The organism is uncultured Maribacter sp. (genome assembly GCF_963975365.1).
Taxonomy (GTDB): Bacteria; Bacteroidota; Bacteroidia; order Flavobacteriales; family Flavobacteriaceae; genus Maribacter.
Window position 1 is genome coordinate 46,271 of sequence record NZ_CAXBGF010000006.1, and the last position, 22,038, is coordinate 68,308.

Consider the following 22,038-nt stretch of genomic DNA (forward strand, 5'->3'; position numbering starts at 1 on the left):
CTGTGCTTTTAAGGGAAATTAAAAATATATTTCATTCCGAATTAGATGTGCTTTATGGAAAGGATGAAGTCTCTAGTTTTTTCTACATGTTAATTGAATACTATTTTAATTTAGAGCGCTTCGTATTAGCAATCCAGCCAGAACTAGTTATAGATAAAGAACAAGAAACTATCGTTTTTAACGCCTTATCCGAATTGAAGTTAGAACGCCCTATTCAACATATTATAGGGAGCTGCTTTTTTATGGATATGGATTTTAAGGTAAATTCACATGTATTAATTCCTAGGCCTGAAACAGAAGAACTGGTTCGTTGGATTCTAGAAGATAATAGAAAAGATGAACTGGCACTAACTATTTTAGACATGGGCACAGGTAGTGGATGTATACCTATTTCTCTATCAAAACACTTACCAAATTCAAATATATTCGCATTAGATATTTCTTTGGATGCTTTAGAAGTGGCAAATGAGAATAACAAAACTCATGGAACTAAAGTTGAATTTTTTCAAGCAGATATATTAAACCTAAACCTAAACCTAAATACTAAATATGATATAATTGTATCGAATCCGCCATACGTACGAGAATTGGAAAAAGAGGAGATGCAAAAGAATGTTATTAACCATGAACCTAGTATTGCGTTATTTGTACCCGATGAAGATCCATTGAAGTTTTATAAGGCAATTGTTGATTTTGCATCTAAACATTTAAAGAACAAAGGCAGCTTGTATTTAGAAATTAATCAATATTTGGGTAAAGAAATGATAGAGCTTCTATTAAAGTATGAATTTCATACTATAGATTTAAAACAAGATATGTACGGAAATGAGCGTATGCTTAAGGGAATAATACGATGAAAAGTATAGTTGTTTTTTGTGGTAGTAGTGAAGGTGCTAATGCTGTTTATGCATCGAACGGTTATCAATTGGGAGAGACCTTTGCAAAGAAAAATATTCAATTGGTTTATGGTGGAGCAAAAATTGGTATAATGGGTAAAGTGGCAGAAGCGACTTTAAATAATGGGGGTAAGGTCATAGGCGTAATTCCTGATTTTTTAAAAATTAAAGAGGTGTTTCATACGGGTTTAACTCAATTGATTGTTACTCAAAACATGCACGAACGTAAATTGAAAATGCATGATTTATCTGATGGTATTATTATGTTACCTGGTGGTTTTGGTACGCTTGAAGAATTTTTTGAAATGTTGACATGGTCACAATTGGGATTACACCAGTACCCTATAGGAATATTGAACACCAATGGTTTTTATGACCATTTAATAAATATGATGCAACAAATGGTCGCGGAAGGTTTTGTAAAAAATGACCATTTAAATACTATTCTAGTTGACACGAATATTGATAATTTATTAGATAAAATGGAGCATTACCAGTCATTACCAACTCCAAAATGGATTAAAAAAGAGCAGTTATAATGATTATTGAAGCGAGAATACAACAACTTAGAAAAGAATTACGCGAGCATAATTACAATTACTATGTGCTAGATAATCCGACCATTTCAGATTTTGAGTTTGATATGAAACTCAAGGAATTGCAAGAGTTGGAAGCAAAGCATCCAGAGTTGTACGATGCCAGTTCACCTTCTTTACGGGTAGGTGGAATGATTACCAAGAATTTTGCAACGGTAGTACATGAACATCGTATGTATTCCTTGGATAATTCATATTCCAAAGAAGATTTAAAGGATTGGGAAAAACGTATTCAGCGTATTTTGGGAGATGTACCTGTTGCCTTTACATGTGAATTAAAATATGACGGGGCATCCATAAGTATAACCTATGAGAATGGTAATCTGGTGAAAGCGGTTACACGTGGTGATGGTTTTCAAGGTGATGATGTCACTAACAATATCAAAACGATTAAATCAGTACCACTTCAATTGAAAGGTGATTATCCACCAAAGTTTGATATACGAGGAGAAATTGTGCTGCCTTTCGATGGATTTTTAAAGATGAACGAAGAACGGGTTGCAAATGGTGAAGAGCCATATATGAACCCAAGAAATACAGCATCGGGAAGTTTAAAATTACAGGACAGCAGTTTAGTGGCACAACGGCCTTTAGAGTGTCTATTATATGGTATTATTGGTAGAGATTTGGAGATAGATACCCAGTTTCAACTGTTAGAGAAAGCAAGAGAGTGGGGTTTTAAAGTACCAACAGTTGCTAAACTTTGTTCAACTTCAGATGAAGTAATGGCATTCATAGAAGAGTGGGATGTTAAACGTCATGAGTTACCTTACGAAACCGATGGCGTTGTTGTTAAAGTTAATAGCCTTGAAAACCAAGAGGAGTTAGGGTATACGGCAAAATCTCCCCGTTGGGCAATGGCCTATAAATTTAAAGCGGAGCAGGTTTTTACCAGGTTAAATGAAATAACGTATCAAGTAGGACGTACAGGAGCCATTACACCTGTAGCGAACCTAGAACCAGTGTTACTTGCCGGTACAATTGTAAAAAGGGCCTCATTGCATAATGCAGATCAGATTGAAAAATTGGATATACGAGCGGGAGATACAGTGTTTGTTGAAAAGGGCGGTGAGATTATCCCTAAGATAATTGCAGTTGATTTGTCTAAAAGACCAGTTGATTCTGTCCCCACTAAGTACATAACTCATTGTCCTGAATGCGGAACAGAACTAACTAGAAACGAGGGTGATGCAAAACATTATTGTCCAAACGAATATGGTTGTCCGCCTCAGATAACGGGTAGAATTCAACATTTTATTTCGAGAAAAGCGATGGATATTGAAGGTTTAGGAGGTGAGACCGTAGAATTGCTTTTTAAAGAAGGCCTTATTAAAGATTATGCCGATTTATATCGATTAACCAAGGAAGATGTTTTACCGTTAGAACGTATGGCTGAGAAATCTGCTGAAAACTTGGTTAAAGGAGTAGCTAATTCAGTTAATGTGCCGTTTGAAAGGGTCCTGTTTGCATTAGGTATTCGCTATGTCGGTGAAACTGTTGCTAAAAAATTGGCCAAAGCCTATAAAAATATTGATGCCTTAAAAGAAGCATCTTTAGAACATTTAACTGCAGTAGATGAAATAGGTGAGCGTATTGCCCAGAGTGTAATTGACTTTTTTACCAATGAAAAGAATATTGATGCCATGGAGAGATTAAGAAGTTATGGTGTGCAATTAGAGCTTTCTGCAGATAAGTTAGAAAAATTGACCGATACCTTGGCAGGAAAAACTTTTGTCGTTTCAGGCGTGTTTGAAATATTGAGTAGAGATGAACTCAAGAAGAAAATTGAGGATAATGGGGGCAAGGTTGGCTCTTCTATATCTTCTAAGACAAGCTATTTAGTAGCAGGGGATAAAATGGGGCCAAGTAAACGAACAAAAGCTGAAAACTTAGAAATACCAATTATCAGTGAACAAGATTTTATAAATATGATAGCATAAGTAACTATGGATGTTTTCACGATTATTTCAGTATTAGTATTTCTATCGGCCATTTTCGGTTATTTAAATGCTCGGTTTTTAAAACTCCCCAATAGCATTGGACTTATGCTCATTACTATTGCTTTTACATTGGTAGTCTTTGGTATAGGTTATGTTGACGATACCCTTATTAATGCTGAACGCTATATCATTGATCAGATAGATTTTAAATCTGTTTTGCTCGATATAATGTTGAGTTTCTTGCTATTTGCCGGGGCACTTCATACCAATTTTGAGCAATTAAAAGTGCAACGTTGGCCAATTTTAGTTTTTTCTACCCTTGGCGTCTTGGTCTCTACTTTTTTAGTTGGTACCAGCATGTATTATTTATTACAGCTTTTAGGAATGGATATCTCTTTTATTTATTGTTTGCTATTTGGTTCATTAATATCACCTACAGACCCTATTGCAGTTTTGGGGATATTGAAGAAAGCCGGAGCCCCAAAACAATTGGAAACAAAGATTGTGGGCGAATCACTTTTTAATGATGGGGTAGGTGTTGTAGTATTCCTCACTATTTTTCAATTGGCTTCGGCTGGTGAAGTAGCCGTGGGGCCTTTAGAAATTTTGGAACTTTTTGGTGTTGAGGTCATAGGCGGTTTAGCACTTGGGTTGGCATTAGGATGGGTTACTTACAAATTAATGAAATCAATTGATGATTATGATATCGAGGTAATTATTACATTGGCAACAGTTATGGTAGGTACTTTAATAGCTCAAAATTTCCATTTATCAGCTCCATTGGCAATGGTGGCTGCAGGTTTGGTTGTTGGTAATGATACGGTTAGGAATTCTGCCATGTCTGAAACTACAGAAACCTATGTTGATAAATTTTGGGAGTTGTTAGATATTCTACTGAATACACTATTGTTCGTTCTCATAGGGATGGAAATGTTGGTACTGTCTTTTAAGACTGAATATGTAATTGCCGGTTTATTGGCTATTCCATTAGTTTTGATATGTCGATTCCTGTCTTTGTTGCTACCTATCAAATTTTTTGAGAAGAAGCTTAACTTCGTGCCAAAAACTAATTTGATAATGACCTGGGGCGGATTGCGTGGAGGTATTTCAATAGCCTTAGCTTTAGGATTATCCGATGATATGTTTAGGGATGTTTTTCTGGTAATTACATATATCGTGGTCGTATTTTCTATAATAGGACAAGGCTTAACGGTTGAGAAGTTAATTAAACGTGTAGTACAATGATACCTCAAACCTATCTAGATTTTGAAAATACTTTAGTTTTGAACGAGCCTCCAAATCAATGGCCCGATGCATTAAAGTCTATGTGGTTCGATGCGAAGGGAGATTGGGAATCTTCGCACAATATTGCTCAAGATATGCATAATAAATTGGGTAGTTGGCTACATGCGTATTTACACCGAAAAGAAGGCGACCGCTTTAATGCAGGTTATTGGTATCGGTTGGCAGATAAGTCTTTTCCGAAATCTACCTTAGAGGAAGAATTAGAGGAGATTGTAACTTATTTAATAGAAACAACATAGAACTACTTAAATGATATACAAAATCAAGCATACTATTCTATGGAGTGTAGATTCAAAGTTCTTTTTTAAAACATACACTATTTAATATTCCCTCATAAGGCGGGTAGTTCGGTATTATTATATACTCATTCTTTTTATAAAGGGCAATGGCTTCGGGTTGGCGTAATCCAGTTTCTAGCACACTATAGGAATAGTTTAATTCTTTGGCCCATACCTCAAGTTCATTTAAAACTTTTGAGGCGATACTTTTTCCACGATGGCCTGGTTGCACAAACATACGTTTTACTTCAATGGTAGTTTCATTAAATGGTTTAAAAGCGCCACATGCTATTGGTGTGTCATCTAAGTATTGTACTACGCAATGTTTGAGCTGTACAATACCATTAAATTGAGAATAAAATGCATTATCCTCCCCATCACGTTGCGCTAAATCTTTATCAAGCAAAAAGACCAAAGCCTTAAAATCATTATCTGTACTTGTAGTCCTTTTTAATTGCACCATAAATAGGTCTAATAATTAGACTTTTATTGTATATCCATTAGCGGAGTTACCTGTGTTATCGAAGTAAAAATCGATTCTACCTAAATTCACGCCATAGCAACCTACTTGGTTTACTAAAACTTCACGACCGTTTGCATTGGTAACCACTGTTGGTTTTTCTAAAAAAGTATGTGTGTGACCACCAATAATTAAATCGGTATACTTGGATCTTATGGCTAGTTTTAAATCGTCTGGTTTTTCAGCAAAATCATATTCGTATCCTAAATGTGAGAGGCAAATAACTATATCGCATTTTTCTATCTCTTTTAACTTGGTTTCCATTTCGGTGGCCATTTCGAAGGGGTCAAGGTATTGGGTTTCTTTATATAGTTTTTTTGTGACCAATCCGTCGAGTTGAATACCTAAACCATAAACACCAATTTTCACCCCGTCTTTCCTATAAATTTTATAAGGTTGGGTAAAGCCATTTAAATCTGTATTGGTGAAATCGTAATTAGCGCTTAAGAAATTAAATTTGGCATAAGGCATTTGAGCTAAAAGTCCGTCCACGCCATTGTCAAAATCATGATTACCAATAGTGGTGGCATCGTAATTGAGCATACTCATGAGTTTAAATTCTAGCTCGCCACCATAAAAATTAAAATAAGGCGTACCCTGAAAAATATCACCGGCATCAAAGAGTAGGGTATGGGGATTCTCCTTTCGAATACTATCTACCAAACCAGCTCTTCTTGCCAAACCGCCTAAACCAGGAAAATCGGCATGATCATTTGGGAAAGCATCTATATGGCTGTGAACATCATTGGTATGTAAAATGGTAATATGCTTTTTAGAATATGTGGCACAAGAATTAAGACTTAATCCGCCAAGGGTCAATAAACTTGAAGATGCAGCGGTATTTCGAATAAATTTTCTTCTTTCCATATTACTGTAGTTGATAATATCTTAGGTCCACTTTAGGTGATAGCGTATCTACTTTAGAAAAGAAATCTATCATTGCATTCCGTATCTTGTAATCTGTCTCGATAATAGAAACAGCATCTTTGAAAAAATCCATATTATCGCCACCTTTCACCAAATAATCTGAGGTAGCTACAAAATAGGTTCTATTCATAGCTATCGGCTTTCCACCAATAGAAAATGTGTTTACGGTATTATCCTTGTTCAAGATTAATTGTATACCAGATACTGGGTGTGCTCGCTTTGCTTTTATAAGGTATGTAACCATTTTTAAAAGAGATTCAGCTTTTAATTCTACAACAACAACCAAATTTTCAAAAGGCATAACCTCGTAGGCGGTTCTTGCTGTGACGTTACCTTTAGATATAATAGCACGTATACCACCATGGTTTAGTAATACAAAGTCAATTGTATTTCCCGTTCGCTTTTGGAATATAGGATTCGTTTCACTCATAACAATATCGGCCATAAGGTTGCCTGCCGTTGTATTGAATTCCCCATCTGTTTTTGAAATGGTAAATGGTGCATAGGCTATGGTGCTGTCAAGAATCTGCTCTACACGATCATGATAAGGGGTAATAAAATCTTGAATACTATCGACAAGAATAAAACTACTATCAATAGGTATTTGCTTACCATAAATTTCGGTAAGTTGTTTTGTTTTCATTTTACAAGAACCAAAAACCACAATTGTTAAAAATATAACAAAATGTTTTATTTTTAAAATACCAAAGTGTTTTAACTTCGCCATATAGTTGCAGGGATATTATTTACATTTGTGTAAATGTAAAAATACATGTTTTTTAAAGGAATTAAGGACAAGTTTAAACAAAAATCTGGCCGTAAGTTATTGAAACAAATGGTGACAATGCCACCACCTGTTACGCGTGAGAGTAAGGGTATACGTTCATTAGGTTGTATTGTAGATTTGGATAAATTCGAAAAGTCAGAGCTGTTTTTTCAGTTTCAAGATGAATTTTCTTTGCAACCAAATGCAGTAAAGATTATAGGTTATAAGCGTTTTTATGATAAGAATTCACCCTATGCAACACCTGTGTTTTCAGATAAAGATTTAGGGTGGAACGGTGAAATAGAAAATAGTTATGCTCTTGAATTTTTAGGCAGGGAATACGACCTATTAGTAAATTATTATGACGAGGATAGCCTTTTATTGAATTTAATGTCAGCAAAGACAAAGGCCCGTTTAAAAGTAGGTTTTAAAGAAGTTGGTCCTACTTATAACGATTTAATGTTAGATACGCCGTTAAAGGACTTTCAGTTGTTTAAAAAAGAATTGAAAAAGTACTTGGGCATTTTTAAAGAGATTTAAATATGAAAGAATTACAAGGTGCAGGAGTTGCGTTAATTACACCTTTTAAAGAAGATGGTTCGGTAGATGTTCTTGCCCTTAAGAAGGTGGTGGCCTATAATATCGAAGGTGGTATCGATTATTTGGTGGTGCTAGGCACAACAGCAGAGTCTGTAACCCTAACAAAAGCAGAAAAGTTGTTGGTGATGCGTACTGTTGAAGAAGCTAATGCAGGTGCTTTACCATTAATCATTGGCGTAGGCGGAAATAATACGTTAGGGCTTGTAGAGGAATTGCAAACCTTGGATTTATCTTCCTATACCGCAATTTTATCGGTTTCTCCGTATTATAATAGACCTACACAGGAAGGAATCTTTCAACACTTTAAAGCACTTTCACAAGTATCGCCATTACCTATTATAGTCTATAACGTACCAGGTCGAACAGGAAGCAATATGCTTCCAGAAACAGTAGTGCGTTTGGCAAAGAACTTCGAGAATATTGTTGCTGTTAAGGAAGCTTGTGGCGATATGTCACAAGTTTTAGAATTGATTTCTAAAAGACCAGAGGGCTTTTTGGTTCTTTCTGGCGATGACATAACGGCTTTGCCTACCATAGTTGCTGGTGGCGACGGTGTAATTTCGGTTATAGGACAAGGTTTACCCGTAGAATTCACCAAAATGGTTCATGAAGGATTAAATGGAAATACCGACGAGGCTTATAAGTATCATTATAAGTTGCAAGAAGGTATGAAGCTAATTTTCGAGGAAGGCAACCCAGCAGGTATTAAAGTTATTTTTGAATATTTAGGAATAGCCAAGCCTTTTGTTCGACTTCCACTTATGGCTGCGACTGATTCATTGAAACATAGAATTGTTTCATTTATGGAATCGGTAATCCGTATACCTGTATAAATTTCGTTAAAACTTCCCCAAAAGGTAGTTTTGTGCCGCATAAAGCCTGTATTTTTATTGGTTTAAAATGTTTTTTAAATCCATTGATAATCACTAATTTTGCAAAATGTTTTTTAAAATGAGGCGAATATTTCCGATTCTATTGATTGCCATTGCTTTACAATCTTGTAGCGAGTACCAAAAGGTGCTTAAGAACGATGATCTAAAGGCTAAATACGATATGGCTGAAAAATACTATGAACAAGGAGATTTCAAAAGGGCTAACCGTTTGTATGAACAGATAGCACCAAAATATGTAGGTAAGCCACAAGGTGAGCGTGTAATGTTCTTTTTATCCAATAGTTATTTTAAACGTGGCGATTTTAATATGGCCGGCTATCAATTTGAACGTTTCATAAAATCATATCCGAAAAGTGATAAAATTATTGAGGCATCTTTCTTAGGTGCTAAAAGCTATTATGAGTTATCTCCTGAATATTCTTTAGATCAAACTGAAACAGATAAAGCGCTATTGAAGTTGCAAAACTTTATTAATACGTATTCTGAATCTGAATATTTTGCAGAAGCAAATGAGATGGCGCAAGAGCTTACTGCTAAGAAAGAAGAGAAAGCTTTTCAAATAATGAAGCAATACAATAAGTTAGGTGAGTTTAACTATGACATGCTTAAATCTGCCGTAGCTGCAAGTGATAACTTTGTATCTGATAATCCTGGTTCAAAATTTAGGGAAGAAGCAATGTTTGTAAAATTACAGGCTTTGGCCCACATGGCGATGAACAGCTTTGAGAGTTTAAAAGAGGAGCGTTTAAAAACAGCAAAAGCAGCCTACAGCACACTTAAGAAGCAATATCCAGAATCAAAATTTGATAAAGAAGTTAATGATCTTATCGAGAAAATAAATAAAGAATTACAACGTTTGCAACCACAGACTGTTGAATCAAAATAAATAATTTAATTATGAATATGAACGATTTAAAAAACTCAAAAGCAGCGGTATCTACTGTTACTATTAATCGTAACGAGTTTGATAAGCCAACTGAAAATATTTACGAGGCAATTTCAATTGCTGCAAAGCGTGCTGTTCAGATTAATTCTGAAATTAAAAAAGAACTTTTAGAGAAATTAGAAGAGTTTGCTACTTATAGTGATAGTTTAGAGGAGGTTTTTGAAAATAAAGAACAAATAGAAGTTTCTAAATTTTACGAAAAATTACCTAAGCCTCATGCTATGGCAGTAGAGGAGTGGCTGATGGATAAAATATACCATAGAAATACAGAAAAAGACGCTTAAGAAATATGTTGAACGGCAAAAACATTCTTTTAGGGATTACCGGAGGAATTGCTGCTTATAAAACAACATTCTTAGTTCGTTTATTTATAAAAGCTGGCGCTAACGTTAAGGTCATACTGACGGATAGTGCCAGCTCTTTTGTTTCCCCGCTTACATTAGCTACTTTGGCTAAAAACCCTGTGGTATTAGATTTTGTAAAGTCGGAAGCAAACACCATAGATTGGAACAATCATGTGGAATTAGGACTTTGGGCAGACCTGATGATAATTGCACCGGCAACGGCAAACACCATGGCTAAAATGGCTTCTGGTAATTGCGATAATATTTTATTGGCAACTTACTTATCAGCTAAATGTCCGGTTTTTGTAGCTCCCGCTATGGATCTGGACATGTATAAGCATCCGAGTACAAAAAGCTCAATGGATGCTCTCATATCATTCGGTAATAAGATTATACCTGCAACTAGTGGTGAGCTTGCGAGTGGTCTACATGGTGAGGGCAGAATGGCCGAGCCAGAGGCCATTGTTGATTTTATTAAAAATCAACTTTCTCAAGGTTTGCCATTATCAGGAAAAAAAGTACTGATTACGGCCGGACCTACTTATGAGGCTATAGATCCTGTACGTTTTATTGGAAACCATTCTTCTGGGTTAATGGGTTTTGAGCTTGCAAAAACAGCAGCAAAATTAGGTGCCGAAGTTTATTTGGTAACCGGTCCTACACATTTGTCGATAATGCACGATAATATTCATGTGGTAAAAGTTGTTTCTGCAGAAGATATGTATCATAGCGCACAGATGTATTATGATAATTCAGATATCGTAATTTGTGCAGCAGCAGTTGCCGATTATCGACCTAAAATGGTAGCAGAGCAGAAAATTAAAAAGTCTGACGAGAACTTAACTATAGAATTGGTCAAGAATACAGATATTCTAAAAACTTTCGGTGAGCACAAGAAAAATCAATACTTGGTAGGTTTTGCCTTGGAGACTGAAAATGAGTTAGAGAATGCACTGGGTAAGCTTAAGCGTAAGAATTTAGATGCAATAGTAATGAATTCGATGCAAGATAAGGGAGCTGGTTTTGGTGGTGCTACCAATAAAATTTCATTTATAGATACCAATTCTAGCATAACTACGTTTGAACTAAAGACCAAGGCAGACGTTGCTGTGGACATCTTTAATGAAATTATTAAAAGACGTTATGCGTAAGATTCTTTTTCTACTACTGTTGTGTTTAGTAAGTTGCTCTGCTAAGGCACAAGAATTAACTTGTACCGTTACGGTTAATTCTGATCAGTTATCGCAAGGAGACCTTCAGGTGTTTAAGACTTTAGAGCGTTCACTCAATGATTTTGTGAACAAGTCAAAATGGACGAATCGGGTATACAAGGAGAACGAGCGTATAAATGCACAGATGTTCATTACGATTACCGAGTACGAATCGAACCGATTTAAAGGTACTATACAAATACAATCTTCAAGACCAGTATACAATACATCATACTCCACACCGGTTTTTAATTATAAAGACAATCAGTTTAGTTTTCAATATATTGAATTTCAACCATTAATATTCAACGATAATCAGTTTGAATCTAATTTGGTGAGTGTATTGTCGTATTATGCGTATATAGTTTTAGGTCTAGATGCAGACACCTTTGCTTTAGAAGGTGGTACTGATTTTTATAGAAAGGCACAGAATATTGTGACCATGGCGCAAGGAAGTAATTTTGCTGGATGGAGTCAATCTGCAGACTCTAATAGAAGTAGGTTTGAATTGGTAGATAACCTATTGTCAAACACGTATAGGGAATACCGAATTGCAATGTATAATTACCATAGAAAAGGGTTAGATATTATGTCCGATAATAATAGTACTGGAAAACAAGTGATTGCAGGTACCATGAATCTTTTTCAGACAATGATCAATAGAAGGCCTAATGCGTTTTTGATTTCTACGTTCTTTGATGCAAAATCTGAAGAGATACAAAATATTTTTTCCGACGGACCAAAGGTAGATATTGTTAAATTGAAGGAAACCTTAAATAAAATTGCTCCATTATACGCTACTACCTGGAACGATATTAAATATTGAACCTTTTTTCAAAACGGAATATAGATTACCTTTGTTGATCTAAAATTCTGTAGCGTGCTTTCAACTCTTACCATAACAAATTATGCATTAATTGATAGTCTTGAAGTAGACTTCGATAAAGGTTTTACCGTAATTACAGGTGAGACAGGTGCAGGTAAATCAATTCTACTTGGTGGTTTATCTCTTGTGCTTGGCAAACGGGCAGATTTATCTTCTTTACGGGTAAAGGATGAAAAATGTATTATTGAGGGTATTTTCAAAATTGATTCCTACGGACTTCAGAATTTCTTTGAAGAGAACGATTTAGATTATGATGTTAGTACAGTCATTAGAAGGGAGATTTTACCAAGTGGTAAGTCACGGGCTTTTATAAATGATACTCCAGTAACTTTAGATGTGCTTTCTAGACTTGGTGAAAATTTAATTGATATTCACTCTCAGCACCAGACCATGCAATTAACCGAAAATGACTTTCAGTTAAAATTGATAGATGCATTGGCAGATAATCAGAAACGATTATTAGCATATGGCAAAGGTTTAAAAACGTACCGTAAAACACAAAAAGAACTTCAAGGTTTAATTGAAAAGCAAAACTCGGCTAACAAAGAACAAGATTATAATTCTTTTTTGTTGACTGAACTGGAGAAAGCTCCTTTGAAAATAGGTATTGTTGAAGCGCTAGAAGAGGAGTACGAGCAATTAAACAATGTTGAATTGATCATGGCGCAATTATCTAAAGGTGACCAATTGTTTAATGACGAGCAAATAGGAGTACTATCTTTAGTAACCGAAATGAGACAGTCCTTATCGAAATTGGTCGATTTTGGGTCGAATTTTAAAGAGTTACATCAACGTGTACAATCAGTATTTATAGAATTAGATGATGTAAGTTCAGAATTACAACGATTGCAAGAAGGTGTTGAAGCTGACCCTAAAATGCTGGAAGAGGTGAATGGGAAGCTACAGCTTCTTTATAATTTGTTGAAAAAGCATAATGTAAGTGAGGTTTCAGAATTGATTACCATAAAAAATGACCTTGCAGACAAAGTTTTTGAGACGGCTCATTTAGATGAAAAGATTTCATTGAAGACACGCGAGTTGCAAGAGATAGAATCTGCATTAGAGGAACAGGCTTTTGTATTACGTGAAAAGCGAATTGCGGTCATACCAAAATTGAAATCGAAGTTAGAAGCGGATTTAACGTTATTGGGAATGCCTAGTGCATCTTTTGAAATTGAATTAAGCGCAACCGATACCTACACAACAACAGGAATGGATGAGCTTTCCTTCCTTTTTACAGCAAATAGAGGTGGTAGTTATGGTGAGTTGAAAAAAGTAGCATCTGGGGGAGAATTATCCAGAATTATGTTAGTAATAAAAGCGATTCTTGCTAAATATGAAAAACTGCCCACAATAATGTTTGATGAAATTGACACTGGTGTATCTGGAGAAATTTCAAACAGAATGGCGGATATAATGAAAGATATGAGTGCTGATTTACAAGTGTTTTCAATAACTCATTTACCCCAAGTCGCATCAAAAGGAAATAATCATTTTAAAGTGTTTAAAACTGAAGGAGCTGAACGTACGATGACTAACATGAAAAAATTAACGACTGACGAAAGGGTTGTCGAATTGGCACATATGCTGGGAGGTAAAGACCTATCGGACTCAGCATTGGCTCATGCAAGACAATTAATGAATACGTGATTAAGAGTTTATTTTGGATTCACTTAGATTGCCAGTGGTAATTTTGTGAAATCTAATCTTATAGAATGCCCCTGACTTTATGTAGTTGATATGGGTATTTACTACACACTTCAATTCGGTTTTAACATATTTTAGATATCTTTGAATTATAACTTTAACTATTGAATTAACTATCATGGGATATAACTTATTAAAAGGGAAAAGGGGAATTATTTTTGGAGCATTAGATGAGAATTCTATTGCATGGAAAACAGCACAAACTGTACATGATGAAGGTGGTACTTTTGTTTTGACAAATGCCCCAATTGCAATGAGAATGGGTCAGATTGATGAACTTGCAAAAAAAACCGGTTCTCAGATTATTCCTGCAGATGCTACAAGCGTTGAAGATTTGGATAATTTAGTTGCTAAGTCAGTGGAGATTTTAGGAGGCAAGATTGATTTTGTATTGCATTCTATCGGTATGTCGGTAAATGTTCGTAAAGGACGTGCTTACACTGATGAAAAATATGATTTCACTGCTAAAGGATGGGATGTATCGGCTCTTTCTTTTCATAAAGTATTACAATCATTATATAAGGCTGATGCTATGAATGAATGGGGAAGTGTTGTTGCTTTGACCTATATGGCTGCACAACGAACGTTCCCGGATTATAATGATATGGCAGATAACAAAGCATATTTAGAATCTATTGCACGTAGTTTTGGTTATTTCTTTGGAAAAGAAAAGAAAGTTAGAGTGAATACAATTTCACAATCTCCGACAGCAACTACAGCTGGGCAAGGTGTTAAAGGTTTTGATGGTTTTATTAGTTATGCAGAGAAAATGTCTCCACTGGGTAATGCAACTGCTCAAGATTGTGCGGATTACACGGTAACCTTGTTCTCTGACTTAACCAGAAAAGTTACCATGCAGAACTTGTTTCATGACGGTGGTTTTTCCAATACAGGGGTAAGTCAAGAAGTTATAGAGAAATTTTAATCAGGTCTTCAATCATCCTTTTTTTTAGGAGCCTATTTATTAAAGGAAAGTAATAATGGACTTATCGTTTTCTTTTATCATTCCCGTATACAATAGACCCAATGAAATTAAGGAGCTGTTGAATAGTCTACGGTTACAAACCTATGATAAAACTTTTGAGGTGGTCATTGTCGAAGACGGCTCTACTATCTCATCAGAAGATGTTATAGGTGAGTATCTAGATTCAGTTTCCATATCCTATTATAAAAAACGAAATTCAGGTCCAGGAGATTCTCGTAATTACGGAATGGGCAAGGCTAATGGTAATTATTTTATAATACTAGACTCCGATTGTATACTTCCTCCTGAATATCTACAAGTAGTAGAAAAGAGTTTAAAAGAAGATTTTGTACACTGTTATGGAGGGCCAGATGCTGCACATAAATCTTTTACGGTCGTACAAAAGGCAATTAATTATGCCATGACTTCATTTTTGACTACTGGCGGAATTCGTGGTGGTAAAAAAGCAGTAGATAAATTTCAGCCTAGAAGCTTCAACATGGGTATTTCGAAAGAGGCTTTTGAAAATGTAGGCGGTTATGGAAATATTCACCCAGGGGAAGATCCAGACCTTGCCATACGTATCTGGGAAAAAGGTTATAGAACCAAATTAATTTCATCAGCCTTTGTGTTTCATAAAAGACGTATAGATTGGAATAAGTTTTATATACAGGTAAATAAGTTCGGAATGGTAAGGCCTATTTTAAATTTTTGGCACCCTGAAACAAAAAAAATAACCTATTGGTTTCCTACACTATTCTGTCTTGGTCTATTGATTTCGATTTTATTGTTTATAGTTGGTTTTAAAATTCCATTATATTTCTACGCAGCCTATTTTTTAATTTTGTTTATAGATGCGTTGCATAAAACTAGAAATTTGAAGGTTGCCTTTTTAGCACTATTGGCAACTGCGATACAATTTTTCGGATATGGGTACGGATTTTTAAAATCAACCTTGTATATTAATTTGATCAATAAAAAACCAGAGGAAATTTTTCCTAAATTATTTTTTAGAGTTAATTGATGGAACGGCTATTGGAATGGATACGTACAGGATTGAAAAAAAGAAAGGTGAAAGTCTTTCTTGTATTTTTATTATGTGCTTCGCTAGCCTGGTTAATTAATAAACTTTCACAAACTTATACGAGCAATACAACTTTTAATATTACTTATGTTAATATTCCTTCAGAGTTTTTATTGGCAAATACCCCTAAAAAAGAACTTCAAGTAAGATTGAAGGCGGTTGGGTTTCAATTTTTAGGTTACCAATTAAAGCCAAAAGAGATTCAATTAGATGTTAGTAAAGTAATGCACAAAGACGATAGCTATTATTTAACCTCAGATCAGATTAGAATACAATTAGAAGCTCAACTTAATAATTACAGTACATTAACTGATTTCGATAGTGATGTTATTCATTTCGATTTTACCTCGTTGAAAACAAAAAAAGTTCCTGTTAGAGCAATGATGGAATTGACATTTGCTGCCAATCATATTTTAGAGGGGCAAATATTATTACAGCCAGATTCTATTCTAATTTCAGGTCCTAAAAGTCAGATTGATACCATTGACATTATAGAAACAGAACTGATTAAAATTGATGATTTAGATAATTCATTTTCGAAAGATGTTGCATTAAAGTTGCCTAAGCAATTGAATGGAACTACTTTTTCAAATGATTTTGTTAATGTTAGCGGTAATGTGGTTAAATTTTCTGAGCTAGTTATCGAGGTGCCAGTTACGGTAATAAATTTACCGCCAAATGTAGAGATGAGAACTTTTCCTGAAATTATAGAAGTGCGATGCCAAGGTACATTGGAACGCTTAAAAGAATTAGAGGTTAAGGATTTTGAGGTAGTAGCAGATTATTCAAAGATCTCTTCAGCAACCGGAAATCGTTTGTCGATTAGATTAAAAAAATACCCTAAGACGTTGAACAATGTTATGATAGATACCAATGAAATTGAATTTATTTTAAGAAGGGAATGATTGTAGTAGGACTAACAGGTGGTATAGGAAGTGGTAAGTCTACCATAGCAGCAATGTTTCGAGAGCTCGGTGTGCCCGTGTATGATTCTGATGAGCGGGCTAAGTATTTAATGAATACCTCAAAAAAAATAAGGAAGCAGATAGTTGAACTTTTAGGTGAAAAAGCATACTTAGAAGATAAATTAAATAGAGCATATATCGCAAAAAAGGTTTTCAATAATTCTGATTTGTTAAAGAACGTTAATCAAATAGTGCATCCTATGGTTCGGAAAGATTTTCTAAAATGGACAAAAAAACAAAATGCCCCATATGTAATTCAAGAAACGGCATTGCTTTTTGAAAATAATGCCCAAGAGTTTTATGATTCGGTAATTTTAATAACCAGCCCCATAGCGATGAGAATAGATCGAATTTTATCTCGCGATAAATCAACGAAAGCGCAGATTGTGGCCAGAATGAATAATCAACTTGATGATGAAACAAAGTTAAAATTAACCGATTTTGTCATAGACAATATTGACTTGAAAACTACAGCCTTAAAAGTTCTTGAAATACATGAAGCTATTCTAGCTGATTGTTAGACCTTTAGTAATTTTAACATTTTTGTTAAGGTTAGGTTAAACGTACTATCGTCTAACTGTTAAATCTTTAATTTTATCCCTCAATGAACAAAAAGTTATTTGTGCTCTTAGTGGTTTTAATGAGCCTTTCTCTTATTGGTCTGATTTTCGTTCAAAGCTTCTGGATTAAAAAATCTATTGATAGCAGTGAAGAGCAATTCTCGAGTAGTGTTTCTGAAGCATTGAACAGTGTCACCAATAAAATTTCTGAAAGAGAAACTAAGAACTACTTCGATAGATATTTAAATGCAAAAGATAGTATTGGTGAGCTTAAAGGTACACAGCTAACAAATTTTTTCTTCATTGATAGGGATGTCAATTCTAATGAAATTCTACTGTATGAACACGGTATTTTGGAAGAGGATTATGGTATTTCGTCTACGTTCTTTGATAGTACTGATGGTTTAGATACCACTATTATTAAAAATTATACAAGCAAACGAACAACCTCTATCTTTAAAGAGGATTTCGATTTAGAAGGTAATGCCTTTCGTTTAAATCCTATTCAGCGTATTGAAAAAATAGGAGGTCTTAATAAAATGGAAAAGGCAGCCATGGAAGAGATGTTTATGGTGCACGCAAAACGAACAGCCATTCATAAGAGGGTTTCTAAGCAGGAAATTGAATTGTTGTTGCAACGTGAATTAGAAAATAGAGGTATAGATATTTCATTTGAATACGGTGTTTATAGTAATAGTTTGCCGACCAAAATTAAATCGAATAGGTTTAAGTATGCGGAAACCAATATTTATAAATCGCCCATGTTTGTTGACTTTGAGGGAGTTTCAAATTTCGATTTGCTAATATCCTTTCCGAAGAAAAAACGTTTTTTGGTTCAATCTATTTTAGGTTTGGCTTTACTTTCGTTATTGTTTACCATAATTATTGTGGTGGCGTATTCTGGGGCAATTTATCAATTGATTCGTCAGAAACAGATTTCTGAAATAAAAACAGATTTCATTAACAACATGACGCATGAATTTAAAACACCGATAGCGACAATAAACTTAGCGGTAGAAGCTATTAAAAATCCTAAAATTATTGGGGATCAAGAGAAGGTGTTGCGATACTTGCAGATGATTCGAGATGAAAACAAAAGAATGCACGCTCAAGTAGAAAACGTCTTGCGTATATCCAAGTTAGAGAAAAATCAACTTGATATTAGTAAGGATAGGGTTAATGTACATGATATAATAGAAGATGCTATTACACATGTAGAGCTAATTGTGGATGATAGAGGTGGGTATATACATACACATTTAGATGCTGAACGATCAGAAGTATTAGCAAACGAAATGCATTTTACCAATGTATTAGTGAACATGCTCGATAATGCCATTAAATATTCTGAACAGGCACCTAAAATAGATGTGTATACAGAAAGAGCAAAGAATTACATCATCATCAAGGTTCAAGATCAAGGTACTGGTATGAGTAAAGGTGTTCTCAAGAAAGTTTTTGAAAAATTCTATAGAGAACACACAGGAGATATACACAACGTTAAGGGGCATGGTTTAGGATTGGCCTACGTTAAAAAAATAGTTGAAGATCACCAAGGTGAAGTATACGCCGAAAGTGAAAAAGGAAAAGGAAGTACGTTTTACATCAAACTGCCGTTAATATAAATATTATGGAAACAATAAATAAGAAAATACTTTTAGTTGAGGACGATCCAAATTTTGGTATTGTATTGAAAGATTATTTGTCTATGAATGACTTCGATGTCACATTAGCCAAAAATGGAATGGAAGGTTTTGAAAAGTTCAAAAAGGATAATTTTGATATCTGTATTTTGGATGTAATGATGCCTTATAAAGATGGATTTACTTTAGCAAAAGAGATTCGAGAAAAGAACGAGAATGTACCTATTGTTTTTCTAACTGCAAAAACAATGAAGGAAGATGTTCTAAAAGGATATAAAGCTGGTGCAGATGATTATTTGAATAAGCCTTTCGATTCTGAAGTATTGTTGATGAAATTGAAAGCTATTCTTCAAAGAAAAGCTTCTAATGGTTTAGCTGATAGCAAAAAATTTGAATTCAAAATTGGTGGTTTTCACTTGAATTCTAAATTGAGATTTCTTAAATATAAAGATAACGAAGCTATCAAGTTATCACCAAAAGAGAATGAATTGTTACGCTTATTGGCATTACATGAAAATGATTTAATGCCACGTGAATTAGCATTGACCAAGATATGGAGAGATGATAATTACTTTACTTCTCGTAGTATGGATGTATATATCGCCAAATTACGTAAGTATTTAAAAGTTGATGATACGGTTGAAATATTGAATATTCACGGAGAAGGTTTCCGTTTGGTAGTCAAGACTGAAGATGAATAAATTTTAGTAACATTTAAAACCAAAAAGCATCCTTAATAGGATGCTTTTTGGTTTTAAAGCTTTTTAGTAATCTCGGTTAAGATTTCGCTAGGTGTTTGGTCAATGGAAATGGTAAGAACGTTGGTAGGTATTTCTAAGGTGTCAAATTGAGACTGTAAAAGTCCTTTTGGCATGTAGTGATTCTTACGTTCATTTAAACGCTTGTTAATTAGTTCAAAGCTTCCGTTTAAATAGATGATTTTATATTTACCTTCTAAATTTTGCCCCAAAATAGTCCTATACTTTTCTTTAAGTGCTGAACAAACAATTACTGCCCCTGTTGATATATTATTCAATGCAACTTCATTTAACCGCTCTAACCAACCTTGGCGATCATCGTCATTCAAAGGTTTTCCTTCACTCATTTTCTTGACATTTGCCTCCGGATGAAAACTGTCTCCATCAAAGAACGGAATCTTCAACTTTTCAGCCAGCAGTTTTCCAATAGTTGATTTTCCACTACCGGAAACTCCCATGACAAACAAGATTTGTGATTTAACCATTCTTTAATTTTAAAATTTCAGTATTTATTTTGTTTAATATATTTTTTTGTTCATAGTCATAATTAAACCAACGGGTGTCTTCATTTTTAAAAAACCATGTAAGTTGTCTTTTTGCAAATCTTCTGGTATTTTTCTTAATTTCTGAAATTGCGAATTCTAAGGTCCACTCGTTATCAAAGAAATTGAACAGTTCTTTATAACCAACGGTTTGCAATGCATTATAATTTCTATATGGTAGTACTTCTTTGGCTTCTTCAAGAAGGCCTGCCGCTATCATTACATCAACTCTTTGGTTGATGCGGTCATAGATTATAGTCCTATCTGCTTTTATGCCCACTGTTATGACTCTGAAATCTCTTTTAGCTTTGGGCTTATCTATAAATGAAGAATAAGGCTTTCCACTACCGATAGTTACTTCAAGAGCTCTAATTACACGTTGTGGATTATGAATATCTACCTGTTTGAAATAAAGCGGATCTAACCTTTCTAATTTTTCTTGTAAATATTCAATTCCATGCTCTTTGAGTTCAAAATTCAGTGCCTCTCTAACATTCGATTTAATTGTTGGAAAGGAATTTAATCCTTCGGTAACAGCATTGACATAAAGTCCGCTACCACCAACCATAATTACAACTTCATTTGTTTTAAAGAGAGAAGCTATTTTTTTAATAGCATCTCGCTCAAAATCTCCAACCGAATAGGGCTCGGTTATACTTTTGTGTTGAATAAAATGATGCTTTGCAAGTTTTAATTCTTCGCTTGTTGGTACAGCTGTACCAATATTCATTTCTTTGAAAAACTGTCTAGAATCGGCTGAAATTATTTCAGTACGGTAATACTGAGCCAATAAAATTGCCAGTTTGGTTTTACCAATAGCGGTAGGGCCTACAACAGAAATAAGAATTTTATTCATTTAATAGTGATCCGCAGTTATAACAATGGGTTGCATCATCTCTATGGCCCTCTTTACTACATGTAGGGCAACTTTTGGTGTTTACATGAACATACATACCCAGTTCTCCATCATTCGATTTGTCTTTGTTTTGCTTGGCAAATTCAGCAGTGACCATTCCTGTAGGCACAGCGATAATTCCGTATCCTAATAACATAATGATGGTGGCAATAGCTTGTCCTTGTGGTGTAATGGGGGCTATGTCTCCGTAGCCTACCGTGGTAAGAGTTACTATGGTCCAGTAAATACTAGTAGGTATGCTGGTAAAGCCAGCTTCATCACCTTCAATTAAATACATAAGGGTTCCCATCATCACTGAAGCAATTAGGACAGCGAAAAGAAAAACCGTGATTTTAGCTCTGCTAGCTTTTAATGCTCTTTTTAATTGTGAAGCCTCTCCTAAAAACCGAGCTAATTTTAATATTCTAAATACTCGTAACAATCTAAAGGCACGAACAGCTAATAATACTTGTGATCCTGCAAAAATGTATGATATATAAAGAGGTATCGTCGATAAGAAGTCTATAATTCCATAAAAACTAAAAATATAGTGACTAGGTTTTTTAATACAAATAATTCGAGCGATATATTCAACTGTAAAGAAAACGGTAACTACCCATTCAAGCACAAATAATATTTCATGGTACTCTGCGTCAATTGATTTTACACTTTCGAGCATTATTAGAATTACGCTGAAAATGATGATTACGAATAAAATTAAATCGAATAATTTACCCATGGGAGTATCTGCTTCATAAATAATTTCATGAAGTTTATTTTTCCACGGTGATAATTTGTCTTCCTCTTTCAAC

Annotated in this window: 24 protein-coding genes; 18 read left to right on the plus strand and 6 right to left on the minus strand. The window is 34.6% G+C overall.

What is annotated here, in order from left to right:
- Positions 1 to 2 precede the first annotated feature (2 nt).
- Genes prmC through AACZ49_RS08865 form a run of 5 tightly spaced genes read left to right on the plus strand, consistent with a single transcriptional unit; the run spans position 3 to position 4,976 of the window.
- On the plus strand, positions 3 to 857 hold the full coding sequence (prmC, locus tag AACZ49_RS08845) for a peptide chain release factor N(5)-glutamine methyltransferase (RefSeq protein WP_339653632.1): 855 nt from the start codon (positions 3 to 5) through the stop codon (positions 855 to 857).
- A complete protein-coding gene (locus AACZ49_RS08850) occupies positions 854 to 1,435 on the plus strand; it encodes a TIGR00730 family Rossman fold protein (protein ID WP_339653634.1) in 582 nt (193 codons plus the stop codon). The genes prmC and AACZ49_RS08850 overlap by 4 nt, the downstream gene beginning before the upstream one ends.
- The gene (gene ligA, locus AACZ49_RS08855; protein WP_339653636.1) at positions 1,435 to 3,432 is read left to right on the plus strand and encodes an NAD-dependent DNA ligase LigA; all 1,998 of its coding nucleotides are present in this window, start codon (positions 1,435 to 1,437) and stop codon (positions 3,430 to 3,432) included. The genes AACZ49_RS08850 and ligA overlap by 1 nt, the downstream gene beginning before the upstream one ends.
- A 6-nt stretch (positions 3,433 to 3,438) precedes the next feature.
- Positions 3,439 to 4,677: a sodium:proton antiporter gene (locus AACZ49_RS08860; RefSeq protein ID WP_339653638.1), complete on the plus strand. Its 1,239-nt coding sequence runs from the start codon at positions 3,439 to 3,441 to the stop codon at positions 4,675 to 4,677.
- Positions 4,674 to 4,976, plus strand: coding sequence for a hypothetical protein (locus AACZ49_RS08865; RefSeq protein WP_339653640.1), 303 nt, complete (start codon positions 4,674 to 4,676; stop codon positions 4,974 to 4,976). Before AACZ49_RS08860 ends, AACZ49_RS08865 begins: the two co-directional genes overlap by 4 nt.
- Before the next feature lie 52 nt (positions 4,977 to 5,028).
- Here AACZ49_RS08865 and AACZ49_RS08870 read toward each other — a convergent pair whose 3' ends face one another.
- From AACZ49_RS08870 to AACZ49_RS08880, 3 genes are read right to left on the minus strand one after another with little or no spacing between them, the layout of a single operon-like run.
- Positions 5,029 to 5,478, minus strand: coding sequence for a GNAT family N-acetyltransferase (locus AACZ49_RS08870; RefSeq protein WP_339653643.1), 450 nt, complete (start codon positions 5,476 to 5,478; stop codon positions 5,029 to 5,031).
- Between the two features lie 15 nt (positions 5,479 to 5,493).
- The gene (locus tag AACZ49_RS08875) at positions 5,494 to 6,402 is read right to left on the minus strand and encodes a metallophosphatase (RefSeq protein WP_339653646.1); all 909 of its coding nucleotides are present in this window, start codon (positions 6,400 to 6,402) and stop codon (positions 5,494 to 5,496) included.
- Between the two features lies 1 nt (position 6,403).
- Positions 6,404 to 7,105, minus strand: coding sequence for a 5'-nucleotidase (locus tag AACZ49_RS08880; RefSeq protein WP_339653649.1), 702 nt, complete (start codon positions 7,103 to 7,105; stop codon positions 6,404 to 6,406).
- A 129-nt stretch (positions 7,106 to 7,234) separates the two neighbouring features.
- On the opposite strand from AACZ49_RS08880, the gene AACZ49_RS08885 reads away from it, so the two are divergent.
- The 13 genes from AACZ49_RS08885 (at position 7,235) to AACZ49_RS08945 (ending at position 19,732) form a co-directional block, all read left to right on the plus strand.
- On the plus strand, positions 7,235 to 7,768 hold the full coding sequence (locus tag AACZ49_RS08885; protein ID WP_339653652.1) for a hypothetical protein: 534 nt from the start codon (positions 7,235 to 7,237) through the stop codon (positions 7,766 to 7,768).
- 2 nt (positions 7,769 to 7,770) lie between these two features.
- Positions 7,771 to 8,661 (plus strand): 4-hydroxy-tetrahydrodipicolinate synthase, encoded by an 891-nt coding sequence (gene dapA / locus AACZ49_RS08890; protein WP_339653654.1) that lies wholly within the window; start codon positions 7,771 to 7,773, stop codon positions 8,659 to 8,661.
- 118 nt (positions 8,662 to 8,779) lie between these two features.
- On the plus strand, positions 8,780 to 9,607 hold the full coding sequence (gene bamD, locus AACZ49_RS08895) for an outer membrane protein assembly factor BamD (RefSeq protein ID WP_339653657.1): 828 nt from the start codon (positions 8,780 to 8,782) through the stop codon (positions 9,605 to 9,607).
- 17 nt (positions 9,608 to 9,624) lie between these two features.
- Positions 9,625 to 9,951 carry a DNA-directed RNA polymerase subunit omega gene (locus AACZ49_RS08900; RefSeq protein ID WP_339653660.1) on the plus strand — a complete coding sequence of 109 codons (327 nt, stop codon included), beginning with the start codon at positions 9,625 to 9,627 and terminating at the stop codon, positions 9,949 to 9,951.
- 5 nt (positions 9,952 to 9,956) lie between these two features.
- Complete coding sequence (coaBC, locus tag AACZ49_RS08905; protein ID WP_339653663.1) at positions 9,957 to 11,162, plus strand: bifunctional phosphopantothenoylcysteine decarboxylase/phosphopantothenate--cysteine ligase CoaBC; 1,206 nt, start codon at positions 9,957 to 9,959, stop codon at positions 11,160 to 11,162.
- Positions 11,155 to 12,048: a DUF4835 family protein gene (locus tag AACZ49_RS08910; protein ID WP_339653666.1), complete on the plus strand. Its 894-nt coding sequence runs from the start codon at positions 11,155 to 11,157 to the stop codon at positions 12,046 to 12,048. The genes coaBC and AACZ49_RS08910 overlap by 8 nt, the downstream gene beginning before the upstream one ends.
- 54 nt (positions 12,049 to 12,102) lie before the next feature.
- Entirely contained in the window at positions 12,103 to 13,758 is a 1,656-nt protein-coding gene (gene recN / locus AACZ49_RS08915; RefSeq protein WP_339653669.1) for a DNA repair protein RecN, read from the plus strand.
- A gap of 175 nt (positions 13,759 to 13,933) precedes the next feature.
- Positions 13,934 to 14,740, plus strand: a complete 807-nt coding sequence (locus AACZ49_RS08920; protein WP_339653672.1) for an SDR family oxidoreductase — start codon at positions 13,934 to 13,936, stop codon at positions 14,738 to 14,740.
- 55 nt (positions 14,741 to 14,795) lie between these two features.
- On the plus strand, positions 14,796 to 15,803 hold the full coding sequence (locus AACZ49_RS08925) for a glycosyltransferase (RefSeq protein WP_339653675.1): 1,008 nt from the start codon (positions 14,796 to 14,798) through the stop codon (positions 15,801 to 15,803).
- A complete protein-coding gene (locus tag AACZ49_RS08930) occupies positions 15,803 to 16,768 on the plus strand; it encodes a CdaR family protein (protein ID WP_339653678.1) in 966 nt (321 codons plus the stop codon). The genes AACZ49_RS08925 and AACZ49_RS08930 overlap by 1 nt, the downstream gene beginning before the upstream one ends.
- Positions 16,765 to 17,349 (plus strand): dephospho-CoA kinase, encoded by a 585-nt coding sequence (gene coaE / locus AACZ49_RS08935; protein ID WP_339653680.1) that lies wholly within the window; start codon positions 16,765 to 16,767, stop codon positions 17,347 to 17,349. Before AACZ49_RS08930 ends, coaE begins: the two co-directional genes overlap by 4 nt.
- An 83-nt stretch (positions 17,350 to 17,432) precedes the next feature.
- Complete coding sequence (locus AACZ49_RS08940) at positions 17,433 to 19,013, plus strand: HAMP domain-containing sensor histidine kinase (protein ID WP_339653683.1); 1,581 nt, start codon at positions 17,433 to 17,435, stop codon at positions 19,011 to 19,013.
- 5 nt (positions 19,014 to 19,018) lie between these two features.
- The gene (locus AACZ49_RS08945; RefSeq protein ID WP_339653685.1) at positions 19,019 to 19,732 is read left to right on the plus strand and encodes a response regulator transcription factor; all 714 of its coding nucleotides are present in this window, start codon (positions 19,019 to 19,021) and stop codon (positions 19,730 to 19,732) included.
- Positions 19,733 to 19,785: 53 nt separating this feature from the next.
- Here the strand turns inward: AACZ49_RS08945 and AACZ49_RS08950 are convergent, their stop codons facing one another.
- From AACZ49_RS08950 to AACZ49_RS08960, 3 genes are read right to left on the minus strand one after another with little or no spacing between them, the layout of a single operon-like run.
- Positions 19,786 to 20,274 carry a gluconokinase gene (locus AACZ49_RS08950; RefSeq protein WP_339653687.1) on the minus strand — a complete coding sequence of 163 codons (489 nt, stop codon included), beginning with the start codon at positions 20,272 to 20,274 and terminating at the stop codon, positions 19,786 to 19,788.
- Positions 20,267 to 21,187: a tRNA (adenosine(37)-N6)-dimethylallyltransferase MiaA gene (miaA, locus tag AACZ49_RS08955; RefSeq protein ID WP_339653690.1), complete on the minus strand. Its 921-nt coding sequence runs from the start codon at positions 21,185 to 21,187 to the stop codon at positions 20,267 to 20,269. The genes AACZ49_RS08950 and miaA overlap by 8 nt, the downstream gene beginning before the upstream one ends.
- Positions 21,180 to 22,037, minus strand: a complete 858-nt coding sequence (locus AACZ49_RS08960; protein WP_339653693.1) for an ion transporter — start codon at positions 22,035 to 22,037, stop codon at positions 21,180 to 21,182. Before AACZ49_RS08960 ends, miaA begins: the two co-directional genes overlap by 8 nt.
- Position 22,038: the final 1 nt, after the last annotated feature.